Source organism: Arthrobacter sp. NPDC080073 (assembly GCF_040686575.1).
In the GTDB taxonomy this organism is placed as follows: Bacteria; Actinomycetota; Actinomycetes; order Actinomycetales; family Micrococcaceae; genus Arthrobacter.
The window spans coordinates 130,076-151,894 of the sequence record NZ_JBFBKR010000006.1 but is presented as its reverse complement, the minus strand read 5'-3'; the positions used below and the strand labels follow the sequence as shown (position 1 = coordinate 151,894).

At 62.9% G+C, this 21,819-nt stretch carries 18 protein-coding genes; 9 read left to right on the top strand and 9 right to left on the bottom strand.

Translation table 11 applies throughout. The features are described from left to right. Positions 1–444 precede the first annotated feature (444 nt). From AB0O52_RS09710 to glnH, 5 genes are read right to left on the bottom strand one after another with little or no spacing between them, the layout of a single operon-like run. The gene (locus AB0O52_RS09710; RefSeq protein ID WP_364536773.1) at positions 445–1,356 is read right to left on the bottom strand and encodes a MurR/RpiR family transcriptional regulator; all 912 of its coding nucleotides are present in this window, start codon (positions 1,354–1,356) and stop codon (positions 445–447) included. A 9-nt stretch (positions 1,357–1,365) separates the two neighbouring features. Next, on the bottom strand, positions 1,366–2,628 hold the full coding sequence (locus AB0O52_RS09705; protein ID WP_364536770.1) for a pyridoxal phosphate-dependent aminotransferase: 1,263 nt from the start codon (positions 2,626–2,628) through the stop codon (positions 1,366–1,368). A 29-nt stretch (positions 2,629–2,657) separates the two neighbouring features. After that, positions 2,658–3,386 (bottom strand): glutamine ABC transporter ATP-binding protein GlnQ, encoded by a 729-nt coding sequence (gene glnQ / locus AB0O52_RS09700; RefSeq protein ID WP_364536767.1) that lies wholly within the window; start codon positions 3,384–3,386, stop codon positions 2,658–2,660. Further along, positions 3,383–4,066 carry a glutamine ABC transporter permease GlnP gene (gene glnP, locus AB0O52_RS09695; protein WP_364536764.1) on the bottom strand — a complete coding sequence of 228 codons (684 nt, stop codon included), beginning with the start codon at positions 4,064–4,066 and terminating at the stop codon, positions 3,383–3,385. Before glnP ends, glnQ begins: the two co-directional genes overlap by 4 nt. Before the next feature lie 37 nt (positions 4,067–4,103). Further along, on the bottom strand, positions 4,104–4,889 hold the full coding sequence (gene glnH, locus AB0O52_RS09690; protein ID WP_364536761.1) for a glutamine ABC transporter substrate-binding protein GlnH: 786 nt from the start codon (positions 4,887–4,889) through the stop codon (positions 4,104–4,106). Here glnH and AB0O52_RS09685 point away from each other — a divergent pair. Next, entirely contained in the window at positions 4,843–6,153 is a 1,311-nt protein-coding gene (locus tag AB0O52_RS09685; RefSeq protein WP_364536758.1) for a C45 family peptidase, read from the top strand. The genes glnH and AB0O52_RS09685 overlap by 47 nt on opposite strands. Before the next feature lie 336 nt (positions 6,154–6,489). Here AB0O52_RS09685 and AB0O52_RS09680 read toward each other — a convergent pair whose 3' ends face one another. Together AB0O52_RS09680 and AB0O52_RS09675 are read right to left on the bottom strand one after the other, a co-directional pair. Next, positions 6,490–7,116, bottom strand: a complete 627-nt coding sequence (locus AB0O52_RS09680) for a hypothetical protein (protein ID WP_364536755.1) — start codon at positions 7,114–7,116, stop codon at positions 6,490–6,492. A gap of 224 nt (positions 7,117–7,340) precedes the next feature. Beyond that, positions 7,341–9,317: an amino acid transporter gene (locus AB0O52_RS09675; RefSeq protein ID WP_364536752.1), complete on the bottom strand. Its 1,977-nt coding sequence runs from the start codon at positions 9,315–9,317 to the stop codon at positions 7,341–7,343. Positions 9,318–9,702: 385 nt separating this feature from the next. Between AB0O52_RS09675 and AB0O52_RS09670 the strand changes: the two genes are divergently transcribed. The 6 genes from AB0O52_RS09670 (at position 9,703) to AB0O52_RS09645 (ending at position 17,659) form a co-directional block, all read left to right on the top strand. Next, positions 9,703–9,783 (top strand): potassium-transporting ATPase subunit F, encoded by an 81-nt coding sequence (locus tag AB0O52_RS09670; RefSeq protein ID WP_364536968.1) that lies wholly within the window; start codon positions 9,703–9,705, stop codon positions 9,781–9,783. Between the two features lie 6 nt (positions 9,784–9,789). After that, positions 9,790–11,457 carry a potassium-transporting ATPase subunit KdpA gene (gene kdpA / locus AB0O52_RS09665; RefSeq protein ID WP_364536749.1) on the top strand — a complete coding sequence of 556 codons (1,668 nt, stop codon included), beginning with the start codon at positions 9,790–9,792 and terminating at the stop codon, positions 11,455–11,457. Beyond that, positions 11,454–13,613, top strand: a complete 2,160-nt coding sequence (kdpB, locus tag AB0O52_RS09660; protein ID WP_364536746.1) for a potassium-transporting ATPase subunit KdpB — start codon at positions 11,454–11,456, stop codon at positions 13,611–13,613. Before kdpA ends, kdpB begins: the two co-directional genes overlap by 4 nt. Positions 13,614–13,622: 9 nt before the next feature. Next, positions 13,623–14,249, top strand: a complete 627-nt coding sequence (gene kdpC / locus AB0O52_RS09655) for a potassium-transporting ATPase subunit KdpC (protein ID WP_364536743.1) — start codon at positions 13,623–13,625, stop codon at positions 14,247–14,249. 63 nt (positions 14,250–14,312) lie between these two features. Then, the gene (locus AB0O52_RS09650; RefSeq protein ID WP_364536740.1) at positions 14,313–16,985 is read left to right on the top strand and encodes an ATP-binding protein; all 2,673 of its coding nucleotides are present in this window, start codon (positions 14,313–14,315) and stop codon (positions 16,983–16,985) included. Further along, on the top strand, positions 16,982–17,659 hold the full coding sequence (locus AB0O52_RS09645; RefSeq protein WP_364536737.1) for a response regulator: 678 nt from the start codon (positions 16,982–16,984) through the stop codon (positions 17,657–17,659). Before AB0O52_RS09650 ends, AB0O52_RS09645 begins: the two co-directional genes overlap by 4 nt. On the opposite strand, the gene AB0O52_RS09640 is transcribed toward AB0O52_RS09645, so the two are convergent. Then, complete coding sequence (locus tag AB0O52_RS09640) at positions 17,649–19,544, bottom strand: ABC transporter ATP-binding protein (protein WP_364536734.1); 1,896 nt, start codon at positions 19,542–19,544, stop codon at positions 17,649–17,651. The genes AB0O52_RS09645 and AB0O52_RS09640 overlap by 11 nt on opposite strands. 100 nt (positions 19,545–19,644) lie before the next feature. Between AB0O52_RS09640 and AB0O52_RS09635 the strand changes: the two genes are divergently transcribed. Together AB0O52_RS09635 and AB0O52_RS09630 are read left to right on the top strand one after the other, a co-directional pair. Next, entirely contained in the window at positions 19,645–20,076 is a 432-nt protein-coding gene (locus tag AB0O52_RS09635) for a MarR family transcriptional regulator (RefSeq protein WP_364536731.1), read from the top strand. A gap of 52 nt (positions 20,077–20,128) precedes the next feature. Continuing rightward, positions 20,129–20,671, top strand: coding sequence for a hypothetical protein (locus tag AB0O52_RS09630; RefSeq protein WP_364536728.1), 543 nt, complete (start codon positions 20,129–20,131; stop codon positions 20,669–20,671). Between the two features lie 44 nt (positions 20,672–20,715). Here the strand turns inward: AB0O52_RS09630 and AB0O52_RS09625 are convergent, their stop codons facing one another. Further along, on the bottom strand, positions 20,716–21,810 hold the full coding sequence (locus AB0O52_RS09625; protein ID WP_364536725.1) for a hypothetical protein: 1,095 nt from the start codon (positions 21,808–21,810) through the stop codon (positions 20,716–20,718). Positions 21,811–21,819 lie beyond the last annotated feature (9 nt).

The following is a 21,819-nucleotide window of genomic DNA, read 5'->3' as shown; positions in this document are numbered from 1 at the left end:
CGCTCGACCGCGGCATTACCGCCCCCGGCTACTCGACGGTCCGTGCGGTCGTTGCCGCCATCGATCCCGGACTACGCGCCATCGCGCTCGAAGGCCACACCGCATACCGCGACCGGTTCGAGCTGGTCTAACGGCGCACCGCCAGCCGCGCTAACGAGCAGTGGCAATGCGACCACACCGAGCTGGACATTGAGATTGTCGACGCCGCAGCCCCACGATATCGACAGGCTTTTCAACTTTCCCTGCGTAAATCCAGCTACCGCTTTTAACAATGACCACAGGCCTAGCATGCGGGAAGTCCAATGGTTGGCTAGCGAGTCAACTCTGAGGAGAGGCGGGGGCGCCCGGAAGCGGATCCTCTTGCGGACACATAAACCGTCCGTTGAGCCACCTCCGTACGGGCTTCGGGCTGAGCGACAGTGGGCGCTTTAGTGTCTTGTCGTTCTAAACCTCTTCGGGCCAAGCTTCGGTGTACACGGCAAAAGACTCGAGCAGCTCTTCGTCAACAAGCAGCTGGGATCTGCTCTGTGCCCCGAGTTTGAGAGAGGTTGCACCAGCAAGGGATTGGGCCAGGGAGATGAACGCGGTTAGTGAACGCAGAACGTAGGGGCTGTCACTGTCGACGTAGAAGACAACGTCGGCGTTTTTAGCCAGAGGCGAGGCAGGGTTATCGGTTAGCGCTATGATCTTGAGTCCCCGCCGGTGGGCCTCGTGAGCTGCGTTGACGGTGGCACGGGTGTACCGCCTTATGGAGATAGCCACAAAAACGTCGCCAGCATTAAATTCACGCAGGTAATCAACTAAACCAGCTGCGGGGGGATCGACGTGTTGGACTCGGTTTCGGACCATATGGAGCAGATAGGACAGCAATTCGGCTACAGCCCTGCACTTGCGCAGACCCATGACATAAACGGATGGCGCCTCGGCCAAGAGCGTTACAGCGAGTTCCCAATCGGCAGGGTCAATTCGTCCAAAGGTTTCGGCGATATTACGCTGCTCGAGTTGGGTGGCTTTTGCCAGGACGTTTACGTCGGGGGTATCAGACTTCGCGCCTGCATCCTTCAGAGCTGCGTCGAAGCGCTGGACCAGATGGGCTTGCCCTGAGACATATTCCCTGCATAGCCTGATCAGCGCTGGGTAGCCCTCCAAGCCCAGCCCTTTGGCAAAGCGCACGAGTGAGGATTCGTGGACGTCTGCCGCACGCGCGTTTTCGGCAAGGGTGCGCATGGCAGTGCCTTCGGGGTCGGTAAGCACCATGCGCGCGATGCGCCCCTGACCGGGGGCGAAACCGGCGAGTCCTTCCTGAAGGCGATCGCGCAGTCCAGAATAGGTTTTGGGCCAGGGGGCATCATTCATGTGTTCAACCTATCTGTTCAGACCTCTGTTCCGGATGAGGCCGTTAAGCCCGTCGCGCAGGAAGACGAGGGACTCGGCTATCCAAGGAAGTGAGGTTGGATCGTCGCTCTTCAGGCTCTGCCAGCGTTGTTCCTCTGTTGTGCCGTAAAGAAGACTGGTGGCGACACGGAGCCGGAGTGCCTGTTCAGGTTCCCCGAAGGCCGAACCGGGCAGGACACCGATTCCGAAGCGCTCAAGAAGGACTGATGCAAGGTCGCCGCTGGTATGGATTTCTTGAGCCGACAGATGGTCGCGAAGGGATTCGAAGTCGGGGTAGAGGTAGAAGCCAGCTGTGGGCGGCCGGCAGATCGCGCCGACCGCCACAAATTCGTCGTGAACTGCCTTGGCCACGCGGGCGTGTAGCTGTTTTGTCAGGGAAATGTGCTCGAGGACTTCTTTGGGATCCGATAGCACGTACGCGGCGACAGCCTGCATTGGCGCTGCCAAGGCCGACCAGATCTCGCTGGCCACGCCGACTAACCTGTCCATCAGGTCCCGTCCCCATTCGTTATCAGGCACCCGCGCGAACCCGATGCGCCAGCCACCGAGTGCCATGGATTTGCTGAGCCCGGAAGTAATCACGGTTTGTTCGGGATAATAGGTCAGCGCACTGGGAGCTGCGCCTTCGTGTACGACTTCGGCATAGATCTCGTCCGAAATGACAGCTAGCCCGTATTCCCGAGCGATCTCGGCTACCGCTTTGACATCTTGCTCGGTCGCAACCGTGCCGGTGGGGTTGTCAGGAACGGTCAGCAGCAAGATCCCGGGGTTTTGACCATTCGCTATGGCGGTGTTCAGCGCGTCCCGCAACAAGCCCGGTGACGGGACGCCGCCGGCGTTTTCACCCACGGGAACCCGGATAAGGCCCTTACCCAGGAGGTCAGCCTGTGCGGCGTAGCTCACCCAGGCTGGCTGAGGAATTACCAGGTCTCCCTCCAGAGCTGCAATCAGTGCAAAGAGCAACGGCTTAGACCCTGGTGCGAAAATGATCTGATGAGCTTGAGTTTCCGCTTCCCGCCGGGAGAACCAGCTGGCAGCGGCATCGCGGGCGTTCTGGGAGCCAACAACCGGCCCATAGCCATTGAGTGGTGCTGCTTCGCGAAGTACGTCCAGGACGAAAGTGGGAACGGGCAGACCCGCCTCGCCGAATCCCAGATGCAGGACTTTTTCACCTGTTGCCGTCTTGGAGCGAATGGTTTCATTGATGGCCAACGTGGCCGAATGCATCGTCATTGGGTGCTCTCTACTGTTGGAGTATTGATCTAGGAAACGTGCCTGAGGAATTCACGTAGACGCGGGTTTTCCGGATTGGCGAGGACCTTTCGCGGATCATCGTCGACTACTATGTGTCCGCCTTCCATGAAGATCAGGCGTGTTCCGACTTCGCGGGCGAAGGACATTTCGTGAGTGACAACAACCATCGTCATGCCCTCGAGTGCCAGGTCTTGCATGACCTTGAGAACTTCCTGGCGGAGTTCGGGGTCCAATGCTGATGTTGGTTCATCAAAAAGCATGACTTTTGGTTTCACTGCCAATGACCTGGCGATCGCGACGCGCTGTTGCTGGCCACCCGAGAGTTGGCTTGGCAAATGGTCGGCTCGATCAGCCAGCCCCACCTTCCGTAGAAGCTGCTCGGCCTGTCCTTGGGCTGCGGCGCGGGAAGCGCCGCGAACCTTGCGGGGGCCGAAGGCTACGTTTTCCAGGGCCGTCAGCTGCGGGAAGAGGTTGAACTGTTGGAAAACCATTCCGGCTTCCTGGCGGATCAATCGCATCTGTGCCGGCGAGGATTTCACACTGATTCCGTCGACCACCAGGTCACCCGAATCGATGCCTTCCAGGGCGTTGATGCAGCGCAACAGGGTGGATTTTCCTGAGCCGGAGGGGCCTATAACCACCACGACTTCACCGGCCTCTATAGACAAATCCACATTGTCCAGGACGGTCAGGGCACCGAAGGTCTTCGTGACTTTGTTGAATTCGACGATACTCACAGGATTTTCGCCCTCCGCTCGGTGAAGCGCAGTGCCGCGCTAAGAAACCCAGTCATGATCAGATAGAGCACGGCCACGGCCGCCCAGACCTCCACGGCTTTAAAATTGGTTGCCATAATTTCCTGACCGGTGCGGGTGAGTTCTCCGACGCCGATAACGATGAACAGAGAGGTGTCCTTGAGGCTAACGATGCATTGATTGCCAAGGGGCGGAATCAGTCTTCTGAAGGCGACAGGGCCCAGCACGAAGACGAGAACCTTCCACATTGGTAGCCCCATGGCCAGACCGGCCTCCTTCAACCCATTGGGGACCGAGAGGAAAGCGCCCCGAACGATCTCTGCGATGTAGGCACTCGCGTTGATGATGATGGCAGTGAATGCTGCTGTCATCGGATCAACGCGCAGTCCGATGAGCAGCGGCAGTGCGAAGTAGATGAACATCACCTGTACCACGATGGGCGTGCCGCGGATGGCTTCCACGTAGGCAAATGCAAGTGCGTTCACAAATTTAGGCGCATAGGCGCGCAACAGACCGATGAAGAGGCCGAGCGTTAAACCGCCCAACAAACCACCGGCGGTTATGTACAGTGTGACCCCTGCTCCCCGAAGCAGCTCGGGCATCACCCCGATGATCACTGTCCAGTCGAATTGCAATGAAACTCCGATCTGCGTGGGTGCCATTGCTAGGCCACCCACCGGTTGATGTACGAACGGCGCCTTACTTGGTGGGCGGGTTTGTGCCAAACCACTTTTCGTAGATCTTGTTGTACCGACCGTCGGCCTTGATCTTGGCCAGTGCCTCGTTCACGGGCGTGACGAGTTCGCTTCCTTTGGGAAAGGCGATTCCATACTCCTGTGCCATCTGCTGCTCGCCGACAGCCTTAACTTTTCCTCCGCCGTTCTGCTTTATGTAGTAGAGGACATTAGGCGTATCGTGCATGGCGGCATCCACGCGCCCCGCCTGAAGTTCCAGGTAAGCGTTGTCGATGTTTGGGAACAATCGCAGTTGCGTGTCAGGGAGGTTCTTCTTGGCCCACTCGTAAGCGGACGTGCCGGTCTTCATGGCAACGGTTTTGCCCTTCAGATCCTCGACTCCGGTGATATTGCTGTCGTTGGGCACCATGAGCGTGAAGCCGCTGTCGTAGTAACCATTTGAGAAAGCGATAGCTTGCTTGCGTTCTTCCGTGATGGTGATTCCTGCCAGAGCCACATCTACCTGACGCGTCTGGAGCGCGGGCAGAATGCCGTTGAAGTCCATGGGTTGGAGCTTGAACTCGCGCCCCATGTCTTTTGCAACTTCAGTCCAAAGGTCTATGTCGAAACCGACGTAGTTGTCGCCTTCTTTGAACTCGAACGGAACAAAGGCCGTGTCCGTCGCGACCGTAAGCGGTGGAGCGGCTTTGGAGGCCTCCGAGTTACCTCCGCATCCAGTCAGGGCCAGGGCAGCCGAGGCCAGGATGCTGATCGCGGCCAGCAGTTTCTTGGTGCGCTTTGTAGATCGCATAGTGTCCTCCAGGACAGCGTGGGTTTTCCCGGATGCGAGACATCCGATGGCTGATACAACTACAATTGCCTACATACGAAAGCATGCAATTTCAGTTGCGTTTCGTCAATGTAAATTTTGTCTCGGAAGTGCCGTAGGGAAGTGGCGTGTTATGCAAACTCTCATCAAGGACGCCAAGTTGTCGGGGCTCCGCTGGTTAACGTTTCGGGGGGAACGGCGAGCCGTTTTCAACGATCTGGGACGCTTGTTCGCGGTAGAGATACGCTCCGTGCAAGACGCAATGCCGGAACGACTAGGGCTCCTCAAGTGGAGGGAATCCAGAAATGGGATCCGCCGGTACAAACATCTGCTGTCAGTCGCAGAACAGACCTACCCGGACGTGCTTGCCGAACTTGAATCGATGGCGCAGGGCGCCGGCCTTGATCCGGACTACCTGTTCCTGGCGAACATCCGTGGGGATATTGGATCCTACGACGGAACCGGCTGCACCGACTTGGTCTGGAGCCGCGAGAGATCCTTCGTAGCCCACAACGAAGACGCCGCTCCGGCCGTCGGGGCAGACCTCATGTTCTTGAGCCTGCATATTGAGGGCGAGCAGCCAGTGGCCGTGCAATGGTACCCCGGCTTCATCCCCTCCAACGCTTTCGCGGCCACCGCCGGAAACCTCGTGTGGGGAATAAACCACCTACCCATCTCGGCACCAGGCCCCGGCGCAGGCCGCCACTTTGCTGCCCGCCAGCTTCAACAAGCCCAATCACTCGAAGAAGCCATCGATCTCCTGCGGACACATCCCATCGCAGGGGGGTTTAGCTTCAACATCGGAGAGCTCAAAACGGGAAACGTCGCCGTCATTGAAAGCGCGGCAGGGCAGATCGCTGTCCACCGGCTCGACGCTGAACAGCCTTTCGCTTGGCACACGAACCATCTACGCAGCCTCCCTCAACGCCTCTCAGCAGGTACCAAAAACGAGGAACCCCACGGCGCCACCGCCCAACTCGGGCACATCAGCGAGAGCCTGGCCCGAGGTGATTTCCTGGCCTCCGTCCGGCTCCCCGTTGATGAACCCGGAACCGACTGGTTCCTTAAACTCCTTACTGGCAAAGAACTGCCCGAGGGAGTCCTACGGACGGCCCGAAATGAGGACCCGCTGGCGACCCTGTGCACAACAATTACCGACCTGGATGCTGGCACCATTCTTGTGAAGGGAGTCGGGGCTGAACCCGAAACCATCGCCGTCGAGGACCTCATCGCAGGAGTCGGCTGAGTCTGGCCGCGGGCATCATCATTCGCGCGATGATCGTGGCGGAGATGATGTGAATCAGAGTGCCGTTGATCAGTCATCAGAGGACTAAACGTGCTGGGGCAGCTGCACTTCGAGGCTGTACGGGTGTGGCGTGCCGTGCTTACCCATGGCGGTCCTCTCCCAAGGGGGCGTGCACGACGCGCTGTGGCCGCGGGCATTGAGGACGAGAAATCACCGACCACATCGATCCCCGCATAGTCGTTCGGACGCGCCTGGAACCGTCGTCCGTGCCGTTCCGTTGGTAAAGCCTATGCGCTTCATGCTTACGTCAGCTCTTGCGGAGTCGCGAATGGTGCCTCAGCGCAGGAGGTCGCGTCTGCGGGGGTGGATCTCGACGTAGTAGATCGAGCCCGCGGCCGGGGCGAGGCGCCGGTGTGTCCGGTGACGGACTGGCCGGTATTCATGGCCGAAAGGGTCCCGCACCGTGGCCTGTTCAAGGTGCTCCAGCCCCGCGAGCAGCCCATCGACGTCCCTCAGCGTCGCCGGGTGTGTTTCTTCCCCGACGACCTCCAGCACCCACCGCGTCCCATTGGAACTGCTGGCGCATTCGAGGGTAAGGGTTTCAAACAATTCGGCCACGAGGGCCTCGCGGGTTGCCGGGAAGAAACGCTGCAGTCGATGTGCCTGCAGGTTCCGGTGCCGGTTGTTCTTCCATGCCTGGCGGAGCCAGTTGAATTCCACAGGCCCGAACGATGGGCCAAGGCACAGGTTCCTGTTTTTATCCAGGGTGAGGCGGCAGTTGTTGCCTTCCCGGTCAAGGATGCAAGCTGCTTCGTCCACGTACTCGAGGTCTTCCAGCATCGCGCCCTCGGACGGGTAATACGTGAACTCGCCGACGTCATCGACCACGACGTAATCTTTCGGGCGCGTGCCCGGGACCTTGGCATCGGGCACCGTTCCCTTGGTCAGGGCAATGCGCTTCATCGTGAATTCATCTCCTGTGGAGGACCGTTCATAGCCCGGATGGCTGTGGATTCCTCCCTTTGATCAGATCACCGAACACAGCGCTCTCCCGGATCTTAATGGGATCCATATGCCGGCAGGCGTAGATTTAGCGCTCTCTTAACAGCAGGCGTAAGTTACCGGGCAGGTCTCAGGCCCTGACAGCAACGCTGCCAGGGCACCTTGCCCTTCAGGTCAAGCCGCCCTCAGCCGACGTGGACCCACGGGCGTCGGCTGACATCGGGTTCGGCTTCACGCAGGACTTCCCGGGTGACCGGGGCGATCTCTCCTTCGCCGAGGAACAGGAAGCGAAGGAGATTGATGACCGGGTTGCCTTCGGTCCAGCGGAAGTAGATGTGGGGCATGAGGCCGGTCACGTCGCGGATGTGCAGCAGCACCGAGGCAATGGTGTTCGGGACCACGGGTCCGTGGACTTCGAGGATCTGGTGTCCGTGCCGGACCACGCCGTGGACTTCGAGTGCGGTCTCGAAATCCGAGGAATCATCCACAATCACTTCCAGGAAGAGCGCCTGGTAATCCACGGGAATGTGGCTGACTTCGATGGCCGAGGTGAGTTTGTCCCGGTAGGCCTCCGCGGTGAGGCGGAGGGGTTCGTGGGCGATGAGCGCAATCGGGCCGCTCAGGTTGGTGGACATGAACTCGAGCGCTTGGCGGTCCAGATGGACGTGGGTGGCGTGGAGTTCAAAGGAGCGCCGGATCCTGGAAAGCAGGGAGATCACGATGATTCCCACGATAAAGATCGCGGCGATCCGGATGCCTTCGGGACGTTCGAAGATGTTGGCAATTGTTGTGTAGATGAAGACGAGGGCGATGATGCCGAATCCGGCAGTGCGCTTGCGCTGCCTCAAGCGGCGCGCGGAGAGGGTCACCGCCACGGCTGCCGATGTCATCAGCACCAACACGCCGGTGGCATACGCGCCGCCCTGGGCATCGACGTCGGCGTTGAAAAGGAAGGTGATCAGGAACCCGATGAGGGTGAACACCAACACCAGCGGGCGCACTGCCCGGGCCCACCCCGGTGCCATTCCGTATCGCGGCAGGTACCGCGGGACCAGGTTCAGGAGCCCGGCCATGGCGGAGGCGCCTGCGAACCACAGGATGGCGATGGTACTTAGGTCGTAGACCGTGCCGAACCCCACGCCGAGATATTGGTGCGCCAAAAACGCCAGGGCGCGTCCATTGGCTTGGCCGCCGGGCTGGAATTCCTGATCCGGAATCAGCACAACGGTGGTGAAGCTGGTAGCGATCAGGAATGAGCTCATGATGACTGCTGCCGTGGTCAGGAGGCGGCGGGTTCCCTTGATCCGTCCGGCAGGGTTTTCCTCGGTGTCCGAGGCACGTCCACGGATCTGGGGCATCACGGCGACTCCGGTCTCAAAACCGGACAGGCCCAGGGCGAGTTTGGGAAAAACGAGTAACGCAATGCCGATCACCATGAACGGGTTTCCGTGCGAAGTCGACAGCGCATGCCACCAGTCGCCCACTGCGACCGGATGGGCGAACACTTCCACAAACGTTGAGAACACGACGACGACGTTGAGGCCCAGATAGACGAAGACGAGGACGACCGCCACGCCGATGGCTTCCTTGAATCCGCGCAGGAATACTGCTGCCAGCAGGGCCAGGAGGAACAACGTCACCAGGATGTTCTGCCCTTGCAGCCAGCCCGGGGCGAGCGGATTCTGGATCGCGTGGGCCGTGGCATCGGCAGCAGAGAGGGTCATGGTGATCATGAAGTCCGTTGCTGCGAACCCGAGGAGGACGAGGACGAGGAGCTTCCCTCCCCAGCGTGGCAAGAGGCGCTCCAGCATGGCGATGGATCCCTCGCCGCGGTGGCTTTCTCCCGCGACGCGGTGGTACACAGGCAGGGCGCCCAACAGGGTCACGGCCACCAGCACGATGGTGGCCAAGGGGGAGATCACCCCCGCGGCCAAGGCGGCGATGGCCGGCTGGTAGCCGAGCGTGGAGAAATAGTCGACGCCGGTGAGGCACATGACCTGCCACCACGAATGCTTCTTCAGATGGGAATCGCCCACCGCACCTGGGCCTTGGTGCGATCCTTTGGAGTCCTGCAGTCCGAACAGCAACCATGTCCGCAAGGAAGACATACCACTGGGCCGTGGGGCTGAAGGATCAGCCGGGGGCCTGCTCAAGGTAGTCATGGTGTCCTTTCCGCGCGACGCGCAGGCACCGCGATCATTGCTGAAGATAGCACCGACTACAGGTGTTTTCGCTGGTTGAGGGCGATCTTGATGAATCCTTAACGTCGATGTCCCGGGAGCCGCGTCGCACCTGTTAAGAAGCCGTCAAGATTCGGCCTTGCCGTGTTAAGGAACCATCAGGAACCGATTTTCGCGGCCTGCCAAGGAGTTGACTGACATCAGCCCCGCAAACGGGGCGCGGATGAAAGGACGTTCCAGTGGCCGACGTGGCTGTTGTGGGGATCTTCGTGGTGTCCATGGGGATCGTAATGTGGATTGCCCACCTTCTGGGCAAAATCGTCGACGGCGATGGACCGGTGAACGGGCAGTGAGCGCGGACGCCGTGATGTGGTTGGTCCTGTTCGTTGCAGGCCTGAGTTTGTTCGGCTACTTGCTGGCCGTCTTGATCCACCCGGAAAGGTGGTGATTCCGGATGGCTTTCAGCATTGCCTCTTTCGTCACCCAAGTCGCTATCTTGCTACTGCTGTTGGTTTTGTCGCACAAGCCGCTGGGCGTTTACCTCGCCAGGGTATTCGAGGGCAAGAAGTCAACCCGGGTGGAACGGCTGTTCTACCGGTTGTCCGGGGTGGACCGAAATACCGAACAGAGCTGGTCCATCTACCTGCGCAGCGTGCTGGTCTTCTCCGCCGTGTCCATCCTGGTGGTGTTCCTGCTCCAGCGGCTCCAAGGCGTGCTGCCCGGGAGCAATTCCCTGCCCGGCGTAGATCCTTGGACGGCCATGAACACGGCCATCTCCTTTGCCACGAACACCAACTGGCAGACGTACGTCCCCGAAGCCACCATGGGTATCTTCGTGCAGATGTGTCTGCTGGCCGTGCAGAACTTCCTCTCCGCCGCCGTCGGAATCGTAGTGGTGGTCGCCCTGATCCGCGGCATCGCGCGGACCCGGACGGACAGGTTGGGAAACTTCTGGGTGGATCTGGCCCGCACCTCGTTCCGGGTGCTGCTCCCGATGGCGACCCTTGTGGCCGTTGTGATGGTGATCGGCGGCGTGGTCCAGAACTTCTGGTCCACCGACGTCGTGAACCAGGCAACGGGTGTCACCCAGACGATCCCCGGAGGTCCGGTCGCTTCCCAGGAAGCCATCAAGGAACTGGGAACCAACGGCGGTGGCTTTTTCAACGCCAACTCTGCCCACCCGTTCGAGAATCCGAACGTCTTCATCAGCATGTTCGAAGTCTTCCTGCTCCTGCTCATCCCCTTTGCTCTGCCATATGCATACGGCCGCATGGTGGGAGACCAGCGGCAGGGGTACACGGTGGCCGGGGTCATGGGCACGCTCTGGCTGACATCCACGGCACTGATGGGTTGGGCCGTTGCCTCTGCGCAGGGAACGGCAACCGCTGTGGCAGGAGGTCTGGGGGAAGGATTTGAACAGCGGCTGGGACCGGCCACGAGTTCCATCTTTGCCACGGCCACCACCCTGACATCCACCGGTGCGGTCAACGTCGCGCACGATTCCCTCCCGCCCCTGGCCGGCGGTGTCGCCATGGTGAACATGATGCTCGGCGAAGTGGCCCCCGGCGGCACGGGGTCGGGCCTTTATGGCCTGCTCATCCTCGCGATCGTCTCCGTGTTCATCGCCGGGCTCATGGTGGGCCGCACTCCCGAATTCCTGGGCAAGAAGATCGGACCGCGGGAAATGAAGCTCGCGGCCATGTACATCCTCGTGACGCCCACCTTGGTGCTTGCCCTGGCCGGCATCACCGTCCTGCTTCCGGACGCCGTGGCCAACGCGCCGGCCTCCGGACCGCACCAATTCAGCGAAGTGCTCTACGCCTTCACCTCCGGAGCCAACAACAACGGCTCGGCCTTCGGCGGGATCACCACCTCCGGACCATATCTGTCGGTGATGATGAGCCTCGCCATGCTGCTGGGCCGCTATCTGCCTATCGTGCTGGTGCTCGCCTTGGCGGGTTCCCTGGCGAAACAACCCAAGATCCCGGCGTCGTCCGGCACCGTCCCGACCCACGGCTGGCTCTTCGGTTCCCTCTTGCTCGGCGTCACCGTGATCATGACCGCCTTGAGCTACTTCCCTGCCCTCTCCTTGGGCCCCCTCGCAGAAGGACTCCTCAAATGACAAAGTCCGGCACGGCAACTACCAAGCCCAACACGGCATTAGCCTCGGACACCGCCGCCCAGACCTACGCGGACGGCAATCCTCTGGGCACTCCAGGGGAGCACAAACACCACACCAAGGCACCGGCCAAACTGGACCTTGCCAGCATCCGCTCTGCCCTGCCAGTCGCAGTACGGAAGCTGGGGCCGCGCCAGATGATCCACTCGCCGGTGATGTTCACCGTGCTGGTGGGGGCGGCTCTCTGCACAGCCATCTGCATCCTCAAACCAGCCGTGTTCGGCATCTCGGTGACAATCTGGCTTTGGCTGACGGTGCTCTTCGGTACCTTGTCCGAAGCCATCGCAGAGGGCCGGGGCAAGGCCCAGGCAGACAGCCTCCGGGCCAGCAGGAAAGGTGTCGTAGCCCGGCTTCGGCTCGCCGATGGCACCCTGAAGGAAGTACCGGGAACGGAACTCCGGAAGAACGACGTCGTCATTTGCGAAGCCGGGGACGTCATCCCCTCCGATGGAGAGATCATCGAAGGCCTGGCAAGCGTGGACGAATCCACCATCACCGGTGAATCGGCGCCTGTCATCCGTGAATCCGGCGGCGACCGCTCCTCGGTGACCGGCGGCACCAAGGTCCTTTCGGACCGCATCGCCGTTCGCATCACGGCTGAGGCGGGCGAAACGTTCATCGACAGGATGATCAAGCTCGTGGAAGGCGCCGTTCGGCAAAAGACCCCCAACGAAATCGCCCTCCACGTCCTCCTTGTCTCGCTCACCATCGTGTTCCTGGCGGTCACCATGAGTTTGGCGCCGTTCGCTTCCCTGCCGGGTGCAACGCCTTCGCCGATCGTGCTGGTGGCGCTGCTGGTCTGCCTCATCCCCACGACCATCGGGGCGCTCGTGCCGGCCATCGGCATCGCAGGCATGGACCGCTTGGTGCAGCACAATGTCCTGGCTACGTCCGGCCGCGCCGTGGAAACCGCGGGAGACATCACGACGCTCCTGCTCGACAAGACCGGCACCATCACCTACGGCAACCGCCGTGCGGTCAACTTCTTCCCCGCCCACGACGTCGACCGGACCGAACTCATCGAAGCAGCCCGGCTTTCCAGCCTGGCCGACGAAACGCCCGAGGGACGCTCGATCGTGGAACTCGCGGCGGAAAAAGGCGTCAGCGGCCCGGACCTGGCTGCCCTCCTGAAGGGCTCGGAGGACTTTGCCGTTGTGGAGTTCAGCGCCAGCACCCGCATGAGCGGACTGGATCTCGATGGGCGGCAGATCCGCAAAGGCGCCGCAGCCGCCGTCGCGAAGTTCGTCGCCGACGCCGGCGGCCAGACGCCCACCGAGGTCGACCGCAAGGTGCAGGAGATCTCGGCCCAGGGCGGCACCCCGCTGTTGGTGGCCGGCGTCGGGAACGACGGCGGAGCCCGCGTCCTGGGGACTATCCACCTCGCCGATGTGGTCAAGCCGGGCATGCACGCCCGATTCGCCGAACTGCGGAAGATGGGCATCCGGACGGTGATGATCACGGGGGACAATCCCATCACGGCCAAGGCGATCGCCGCCGAAGCCGGGGTGGATCACTTCGTTGCCGAGGCCACCCCGGAAGACAAGATGGCCGTCATTAAGGAAGAGCAGGCCGAAGGGCGGCTGGTGGCCATGACCGGCGACGGCACCAACGATGCCCCCGCGCTGGCAGCGGCGGATGTCGGCGTCGCCATGAACTCGGGCACGCCGGCCGCCAAGGAAGCTGCCAATATGGTGGACCTGGACTCGGATCCCACCAAGCTCATCAACATCGTGGGCATCGGCAAACAGCTGCTCATCACCCGCGGCGCCCTGACCACGTTCTCGGTGGCGAACGACGTCGCAAAGTACTTCGCGATCGTCCCGGCCCTGTTCACCTCGGTGTTTCCGGGGCTCGGGCTCTTGAACATCATGGGCCTGGCCTCGCCTTCCTCGGCCATCCTGTCCGCGGTGATCTTCAACGCCTTGATCATCATCGCCTTGGTTCCGCTCGCCCTGCGCGGCGTCAAATACCGTGCCGTCTCGGCGAACCAAGCCCTGGCCCGGAACCTGGCGATCTACGGCCTGGGCGGTCTCATAGCGCCTTTCATCGGGATCAAGCTCATCGACCTGCTCATTTCCCTCATCCCCGGCATCAGCTAGGAGTCCATCATGAATACCCTTCCCGGATATCTTCGGCAAGCAGGAACCGCCCTGCGGTTCCTGCTCCTGGCCACCGTGGTCCTTGGATTGATCTACCCGCTGGTGGTTTTCGGTATCGGCCAGGCCGTTGCGCCCTTCCAAGCCAATGGCTCCATCGTGAAAGACGCGGCGGGCAAGCCCGTCGCTTCCGCCCTGATTGCCCAAGTCTCTGCCGACAACGCCGGCACCCAGAATCCGCAGTGGTTCCACGCCCGCCCCTCGGCAGCCAAGTGGGACCCGGGCGCGTCCACCGCCAGCAACCTGGGCCCCAACGATCCGAAGCTGCTCGACGCCGTCAAAGCCAACCGTGCTGCCATCGCCGCCGAAGAGGGAGTCAAGGAATCGGACGTACCGGCCGACGCCGTGACGGCGAGCGGTTCCGGGCTGGACCCGCAGATCTCGGTAGCGTATGCCCGCCTCCAGGTGCCCAGGGTGGCCAAGGCACACGGGCTGAGTCCTGAGACGGTGCAGGCCATGGTGGACCGGCGCACCGTCACCGGACTTGAAGCCTTCCTGGGGCAGCCGTCCGTCAACGTCACGGAGCTGAACCTGGACGTAGCCGCAGCGGCGCCGGCCTCAGCGGCGCCGGCCAAGTGAGGGAAGCCCGGGCCAGGATCCGCGGGAGCAACCGCCGCGTTCAACAAGTGAAAGAATGACCACATGGCACGGGCAACGCTGCGCATTTTCCTCGGGGCAGCCCCGGGGGTAGGGAAGACCTACGCCATGCTCGAAGAAGCCCACCGGCTGCGCGGGCGTGGCGAAGACGTGGTGGTGGCTTTCGCCATGGATCACGGGCGCAGCGACACCCGTGCCTTGATGGACGGCTTGGAAGTCATCCCACCGCGCAGCATCGCGTACCGGGACACCGCGTTCGAGGAGATGGACCTCGACGCGGTCCTGGCACGCAAGCCGCGCACCGCCGTCGTCGATGAATACGCCCACTCGAATGTCCCCGGAAGCCGTAATCCCAAGCGCTGGCAAGACGTTGAGGAACTACTCGACGCCGGCATCAACGTCCTCTCCACCGTCAACGTGCAGCACCTGGCTTCCCTTGGCGACGTCGTCAGCGCCATCACGGATGTCCGGCAGGCGGAGACAGTGCCCGACGACGTGGTGCGGCGGGCCGATCAAATCCACCTCGTGGACATCTCGCCGGAGCTGTTGCGGCAACGGCTGGGCGACGGCAAGATCTATTCGGCCGACAAGATCGACGCCGCGCTGTCCAACTATTTCCGGATGGGCAACCTGACGGCACTGCGGGAACTGGCACTGCTGTGGCTGGCTGACCGGGTGGACGAAGGGCTCGCGAAATACCGTTCGGAACAGGGGATCGAGGCGAGCTGGCCCGCCCGCGAACGCATAGTCGTTGGCCTCACCGGAGGCCCCGAAGGCGAAGTCCTCGTCCGCCGGGCCGCCCGGATCCTCAAGCGCGTCAACGGCGGCGACTTGCTCGCGGTGCACGTCCGCGCCGCCGACGGTGTGGCCTCGGAATCTCCGCAGGCGCTGGAAGCCCAGCGCCTGTTGGTCCGGGATTTGGGCGGCAGCTACCACACCGTGGCAGGGGAGGACCCGGCGAAGGCCTTGCTTGACTTCGCCCGCAGCGTGAACGCGACGCAGATCGTCGTCGGGATTTCCCGACGCCGGAGCCTCGTCGCCAGGCTGACCGGGCGGGGGGTCGGCAACCGGGTGGTGCGTGACTCCGGCGATATTGACGTGCACATGGTTTCGCATCCCTTGGGTGGCCGGGGCGTCGACCGTCGGCGGCAGCGGGACCTTGGCCGCACCAGGGTGATCGTTGGATTTGCAATGGCGGTGGTCCTTCCGGTTCTTTTACAGCTCCTGTTGGCCGCGAGCCCTTCTCACAGCATTGCGACGGCGGTGCTCCTCCAGCTCACGGGCTCAGTTGCCGTGGCATTGGTCGGCGGGTTGTGGCCCGCCCTGCTCGGTGCACTGTGGAGCAGCCTGTTGGTGAACTTCTTCTCCATACCGCCCGTGGGAACCCTGACCATCAGCGACCCCGACAACATCCTTGCCTTGCTGGTCTTCGTGGGCGTTTCAGCCGCTGTGGCGGCCGTGGTGGACGTATCGGCCAGGCGCTCCAAAGAAGCAGCTCGTGCCCGGGCCGAGGCCACCACCCTGGGCGATCTCACGCGGGGGGCATCGAGCGCCGACGACACCGTGGAAGGACTCTTGAACCAGGCCCTCGACGTGTTCCAGATGCGCGGTGCGGCACTGTACAGAGCCGCGGGTTCCACCGGTGCCTCGGCCACCGGCGCGTCGGCCACCGGCTCGTCGGCCACCGGCTGGCGGCTCGTCGCGAAGGCCGGTGAGGCCGCACCCCTCCCTCCCGACGGCGGCGAAAACACCGAACAGATCGACGCCGGAACCCGGTTGGTCCTGTCCGGCCGGGTTCTGCCAGCCAGCGACCGCCGCTTGCTCAGCGCCTTCGGCGCGCACCTTTCCGCCCAGCTTGAGCGACGACAACTGGCCGCGAGCCGACGTGAGGTCAGGCGTTTGGCGGAGAGCAACTCCATGCGCACCTCCATCCTGCGCGCCGTCTCCCATGACTTGCGGACTCCGCTGGCCGGCATCAAACTGGCCGTGGGCGGCCTGCGGCAAAGCAACGTCCATTACACGCCCGAGGAAGAGCAGGAACTGCTGGCGACCATCGAAGAATGCTCGGACAGGCTAGACGTCCTCGTGGGGAACCTCCTGGACATGTCCCGCATTACCTCCGACTCGGTGAACGCCCTCATTCGCCCGGTGCGCTGGTACGAAGTGATCCCGGCCGCCCTTCATGGCGTACCGCCGGGACGGGTGCGCGTCGACCTGCCCGGAAACATGCCGGAGATAGACGCCGACGCCGTGATGCTGGAACGCGTCATTGCAAACATCGTGGAGAACGCCATTAAATACGCGCCGGATTCCGACGTTGTGCTGGTGGGAGCCGCGGGCGGCTTCAGTTCTTCGACCCTGGACGGGCGGCCGTCCGGAGAGCTGCGCATCATCGACCACGGCCAAGGAGTCCCCGCCGAAAGCGTGGTCAGGATGTTCCAGCCATTCCAGCGGCTCAACGACGTCCCTTCCACCACCGGGGTTGGCCTGGGGCTCGCCGTCGCCAAGGGATTCACGGAAGCGATGGGAGGCACCCTCACTGCGGAGGAGACTCCGGGCGGCGGCCTGACCATGGTCATCCGGCTTCCGCTGTCCACAGGGGTCGCGTTTCCGAACGAGGAAGCCCAGGCGCCCATGGAAGCGCAATCGGTTCTTTTAGAGCGTCGCCACGTGCCGCCGTCGGGCAGCTCAGATAGCGTCTCCGGGGAGGCAAGATGAGCAACGTCCTGGTGGTGGACGACGATCCCCATATCGTCAAGGCGCTGCGGATCACGCTCCAGGCCCACGGTTACACCGTAGCCACCGCGGCCGACGGCGAATCAGCCTTGCGCTCCGCAGCCCAGCACCCGGTGGGGGTCTTGATTCTCGATCTGGGCTTGCCGGACATCGACGGAACCACGGTCATCACCCGCTTGCGCGAGTGGAGCAGCGTGCCCATCCTGGTCCTTTCCGCGCGGCACGGCTCCGACGACAAGGTTGAAGCCCTGGACGCGGGCGCGGACGACTACATCACCAAGCCCTTCGGGCTCGACGAGCTGCTGGCGCGCCTCCGGGCGATCCTGCGGCGCACCGCAGATCCGGGCGAAGAAGCACCCGTGCTGGTAACTGAATCATTCACTGCGGACCTTGCCATGAGGCGGGTGACGCGCGACGGCGAAGACGTCCGGCTGACGCCTACGGAGTGGAGGATCCTGGATCTCTTCGTGCGCAATCCCGAGAAGCTGATCACCCAGCAGCAGCTCCTCAGCGAAGTCTGGGGCCCGGCCTACGCCAAGGAAGCCAACTATTTGCGCGTGTACATGGCGCAGCTCCGGCGGAAACTCGAACCGGAGCCCGGGAACCCGCGCCACCTGATCACCGAGGTCGGGATCGGGTACCGGTTCATGCCGTGAGCCTGGCTGCCAGGGCTGGAACGCCTTGATCTTCAAGCTCCATGGCCTCTCCGGCCCCGACGAGCCGCGCATACGCGCCGCCGGCATCACGGAGTTCGCCGGGCGTTCCGAACTCAACGAGGGCACCCCGGGCCAGCACTGCAAGCTGGTCAGCTTTCTCCACTGTGGAAAGCCGGTGGGCGATGGTGAGCGTAGTCCGGCCAACGGATAGCCGGTCGAGCGCCGCCTGGACCTGGGCCTCGGTAGCGTTGTCCAGGGCGGAGGTGGCCTCGTCGAGGACCAGAACTTTGGGGTTGCGCAGGATGGTCCGCGCAATGGCCAGGCGCTGCTGTTCTCCTCCGGAGAACCGGTGGCCACGGGCGCCGACCATAGTGTCCAAGCCGTCGGGCAGGCCCGCGATCAGGTCCGCGATCTGCGCGGAGGCCAGCGCGCTCCACAGGACTGCGTCGTCCGCGCCGGGCGCGGCCAGCAACAGGTTTTCCCGGATGGTGTCGTGAATCAAGTACGTCTCCTGGGACACGACACCCACGATTTTCGTCAGGTCCTCAGGGGCGATGTCGCGGACGTCAACCCCATCAATGGTGATCCGTCCCGCTGTGGCGTCATGTAAGCGGGGGAGCAGCGAGCCCAGCGTCGATTTCCCTGAGCCCGTGGGGCCCACGATTGCGGTGCTGGTGCCGGCCGGAAGTGTGAGGTCGATGCCGAGCAGGACATCAGTGCCGCCGTCGTACGCGAAACGGACGCCCTCGAAGCGGACCTCGCCGCGCACTGCGGCCGGGTCCAGGGCGACGGGCCGCTCCGGGGCCGTGATCTCGGGGGTCAGGTCCAGGTACTCAAAGATGCGGCTGAACAGGGCCATCGCGGTGACCCACTGGACGCCGAGGTCCAGCAGGCTCATGACGGGACGGAAGATGGCGGACTGCAGCGCGGTAAACGCCACGAGCGTGCCGATGGTCATGCCTCCGCTCGTGACTGGCAGTCCAGCTGCGAGGTAGATGAGCGCCGGAATGGCCGAGAAGATGATGCCCATCGTGGACATCCGCCAGCGGCCGGCCAATTGGGAACGCATCTCCAGGCCGATCAGCCGCCTGGAGCTTTCCGTGTAGCGGTGGGCGTCGCGCTTGGTGGTTCCGAGGGTTTTGGAGAGCCGGACGCCGGAGACCGACAGCCCTTCCTCGACCTGCGTGTTCATGGTGGCCAGTTCACTCTGGAGCGTGGACGTGATGTTGCGCCGGAGCAGGGCCACCCGGCGGGTGAACCAGACAGCCGGCGGGATCACTATCAGGGACAGGAGCGAGAGCCCGGGTGAAATGGCCACCATGGCGATGGCGGTGGCAATGGCCGTGGTCAGGTTGGATGCAACACCGGTCGCGGTGGAGGTGATGACCTGCTGCAGGCCGGAGATGTCGTTGTTCAACCGAGACTGCACCTCGCCGCTTCGGGTCCGGGTAAAGAATCCCAGTGATTGCCGCTGCAGGTGGGTGAACAAGCGCGTGCGCAACGTGTGCATGATCTTCTGGCCCATGCCCGTGGTCATCCAGGTCTGCAGCACGCCGATGAGTGCGGTTGCGGCTGCAACGGCGATCAACCCGGCGGCCAGCCACGCGAGAAGCGGAAGATCCTTGCCGGGCAGCGCGACGTCGATGATGTGGCGGACCAGGAACGGCTGGGCCAGGCCGATGATGCTCGACGCGCTGATGAGAAGCACGACGGCGGCAATGGTCATCTTGTGCGGTGTGAACAGCCGGGCGATCCGTTTGAGGCGCACGGGATGCTGCTTCAACTGCGTGCGGTCGGCGGGATTGAGGCGGGCGGGGCCGCGGCCGGGATTTCGGGCTCCAGCGCCCGGTCGATGGGGATTTTGGGTGAGGATGTTCTCCGTCATAAGCACCACCTCCAGTGGCGAGCGGGGCGCGGGAATCGCGCCCACTAATACAGAGGCTACCTCACTATGTGGTTGCAGGTCAAATTGCTAGACTGGCAGCATGCACTCACAGCCCTCTGATTCTTCCGACCTTGGAGATCTGTTCCATGCCGCTTTCCGAGGGCTGCGGCGGACCTGGGCCGAGCAGCTGTCGCCCTGGGAGTTGACGCCGCACCAATGGCGGGCGCTCATGACGCTGATGCGCCCGGCGCCGGGGGAGCCGATGCGGCTGAAAGACCTGGCGGAGCGGCTGCGCATTGCGCCGCGTTCGGCCACGGAAGTAGTGGACCAGCTTGAAGTCAAGGGCCTCGTCCGTCGCGATCCGGACCCCACGGACCGGCGGGCCACGCTTGTCGCCGCCACCCCGGCCGGACAGCAGCTCTACGCGAAGGTCGGCGCCGAACGGCGCGGCAAGTCCTCCGAGTATTTTGCCCGGCTCAGTGCAGAGGATCGCGCTGAGCTGGCCCGGATTCTGGGTCAGCTCAGGGATTGAAGCCAACGCCGCCTCTCTCCTAAGTTGCCGTGGAGTAGGTAGAGTCGAAGCCATGACTCGCCGGAAGGTTCCAGTTGCCCTCGTCGCGCTCCCTTTCGCGTTGTGCCTGATCGCACTTGCGCCAGCGCAGACTGCAGGGGCCGCATCCTGCGATTCGCAAGGCCTTTTGGGGGTGGTTGGCATGTGCTCTCCCGGCGGCGCCCCATCTCCCCGGCCGTCGGGCAAACCCACTCCGTCCGCCACGGCCATCCCACCGGTACAACCGCAACCCCAGCCGGATCCCGGCGTCGCGGTTCCTCCCGCTGGCGCTTCAACGACGGCACCGGCGCTGACTGCCGAACCGGCACGCACTCAGGTGGCGCCACCCGCTTCAACCGCCGCAGCAGTGCCTTCGCCGATCGTTTCCAGCCCGAGCCCCTCGGCGCAAAATTCAGCCTCGGCGGCCGCCGCAGCCCGGATCGACCCCGGCTCGCCCGCCCGGGGCGACCGTCCCCTCGATCCAACCGTCCCAGTGGCTGGAATCCTGGTGGCCTTCGGCGGAAGCCTGATTGCCGCGGGTGGAGTGGTGGGCCTTAAACGGTGTACCTCGCTCTGATGCTTTACCACCAGCGCGTGCTTCGCCGCTAGCGCACCTCGCGGTCACCCTGTCTTCCTCGGGGCAATCATTTGCGGGTCGTCTGGCTTGACGTCCTTTGACGTGCGGTTCTTGGGCCGGTGCGGCATGATCGGCTCGGACGCGAAGCGTCGCGGGCCGCTCCACATCGATGGCGGGGCGTCGATCGCGTAGGCGAGTGCGTATGCGACCTTTTCGTAGTTGACGCGCCAGCCCCTGAAGTGGGGCCACGCTTGTTCCGCCGTCACCTCAACCGGATAGTCGACGGTCCGCATGAGCTCCACGGCCGCTTGAAAGTCCTCGAAAGTCACATCGAGTTCGGAATCGGGGTCCGGGTCTTCCTCGACGGGGATACGAATGGCCCGCGCCACTTGGTTCAGGCAGGTGAACCCCATCCGAAGGACCAGCCGCGCCCGGGTGCTCGGGGCAGACCCCGGACTCAAGGAAAGCTGCAACGCGGCCGCGTCCATGACGCTGAGGAGGGAGTTGAGCCAGTTCGATTGCGGTGAAGGTGAACGGAACCATACCAACGTGAGGTAGGTGCTGTGTGATTCGGCTACGTCTGCAGCCCATCGCTCCCACCTTTGGTAAAGCTCGCTGAGTTCGCTGGTGCTGGTTTGAGCGGCCATGCCAAACCGCGTGCGCACCAGAAGCTCCGGCCCCCACGAGGGTGAGCCTGCCCTCGATACCAGGAGCGTTACCTCCGCTTCACGTCTATTGAAGGCTGCATAGAGCGTTGGCAAGTAACCGATCTGCAAAGCGATGACAATCAACCCGGTATAAGCGGCGACGTAAACCAGCACCGTGTTGCCGACATTCGTTGGGGCAGCGTAGCCAAGCGTGAACATTGCGGAGCCGGCCTCGCTTGCAGCTTGCCAATAGTCACCATCGACGAATGGAAGGAGCAGGAGGCTGAATGACAGATCGAACAGGATCACCCAAAAAAGCAGGCGGACGAACAGCGACATCGGAGACTGCCAGGCAAGGATCCGATCGCGTGCTTCGTAAGAGGTGACGGGTTTTGTGATGGCAATGAAGATTTTCGCAGTGACCCTGTGGGTCAGCCGTGAAAGGTTGCTGTGCAGCGGCCGGGGAACTATCAGCGTTCCGATCACACTCATCCAGTTCAG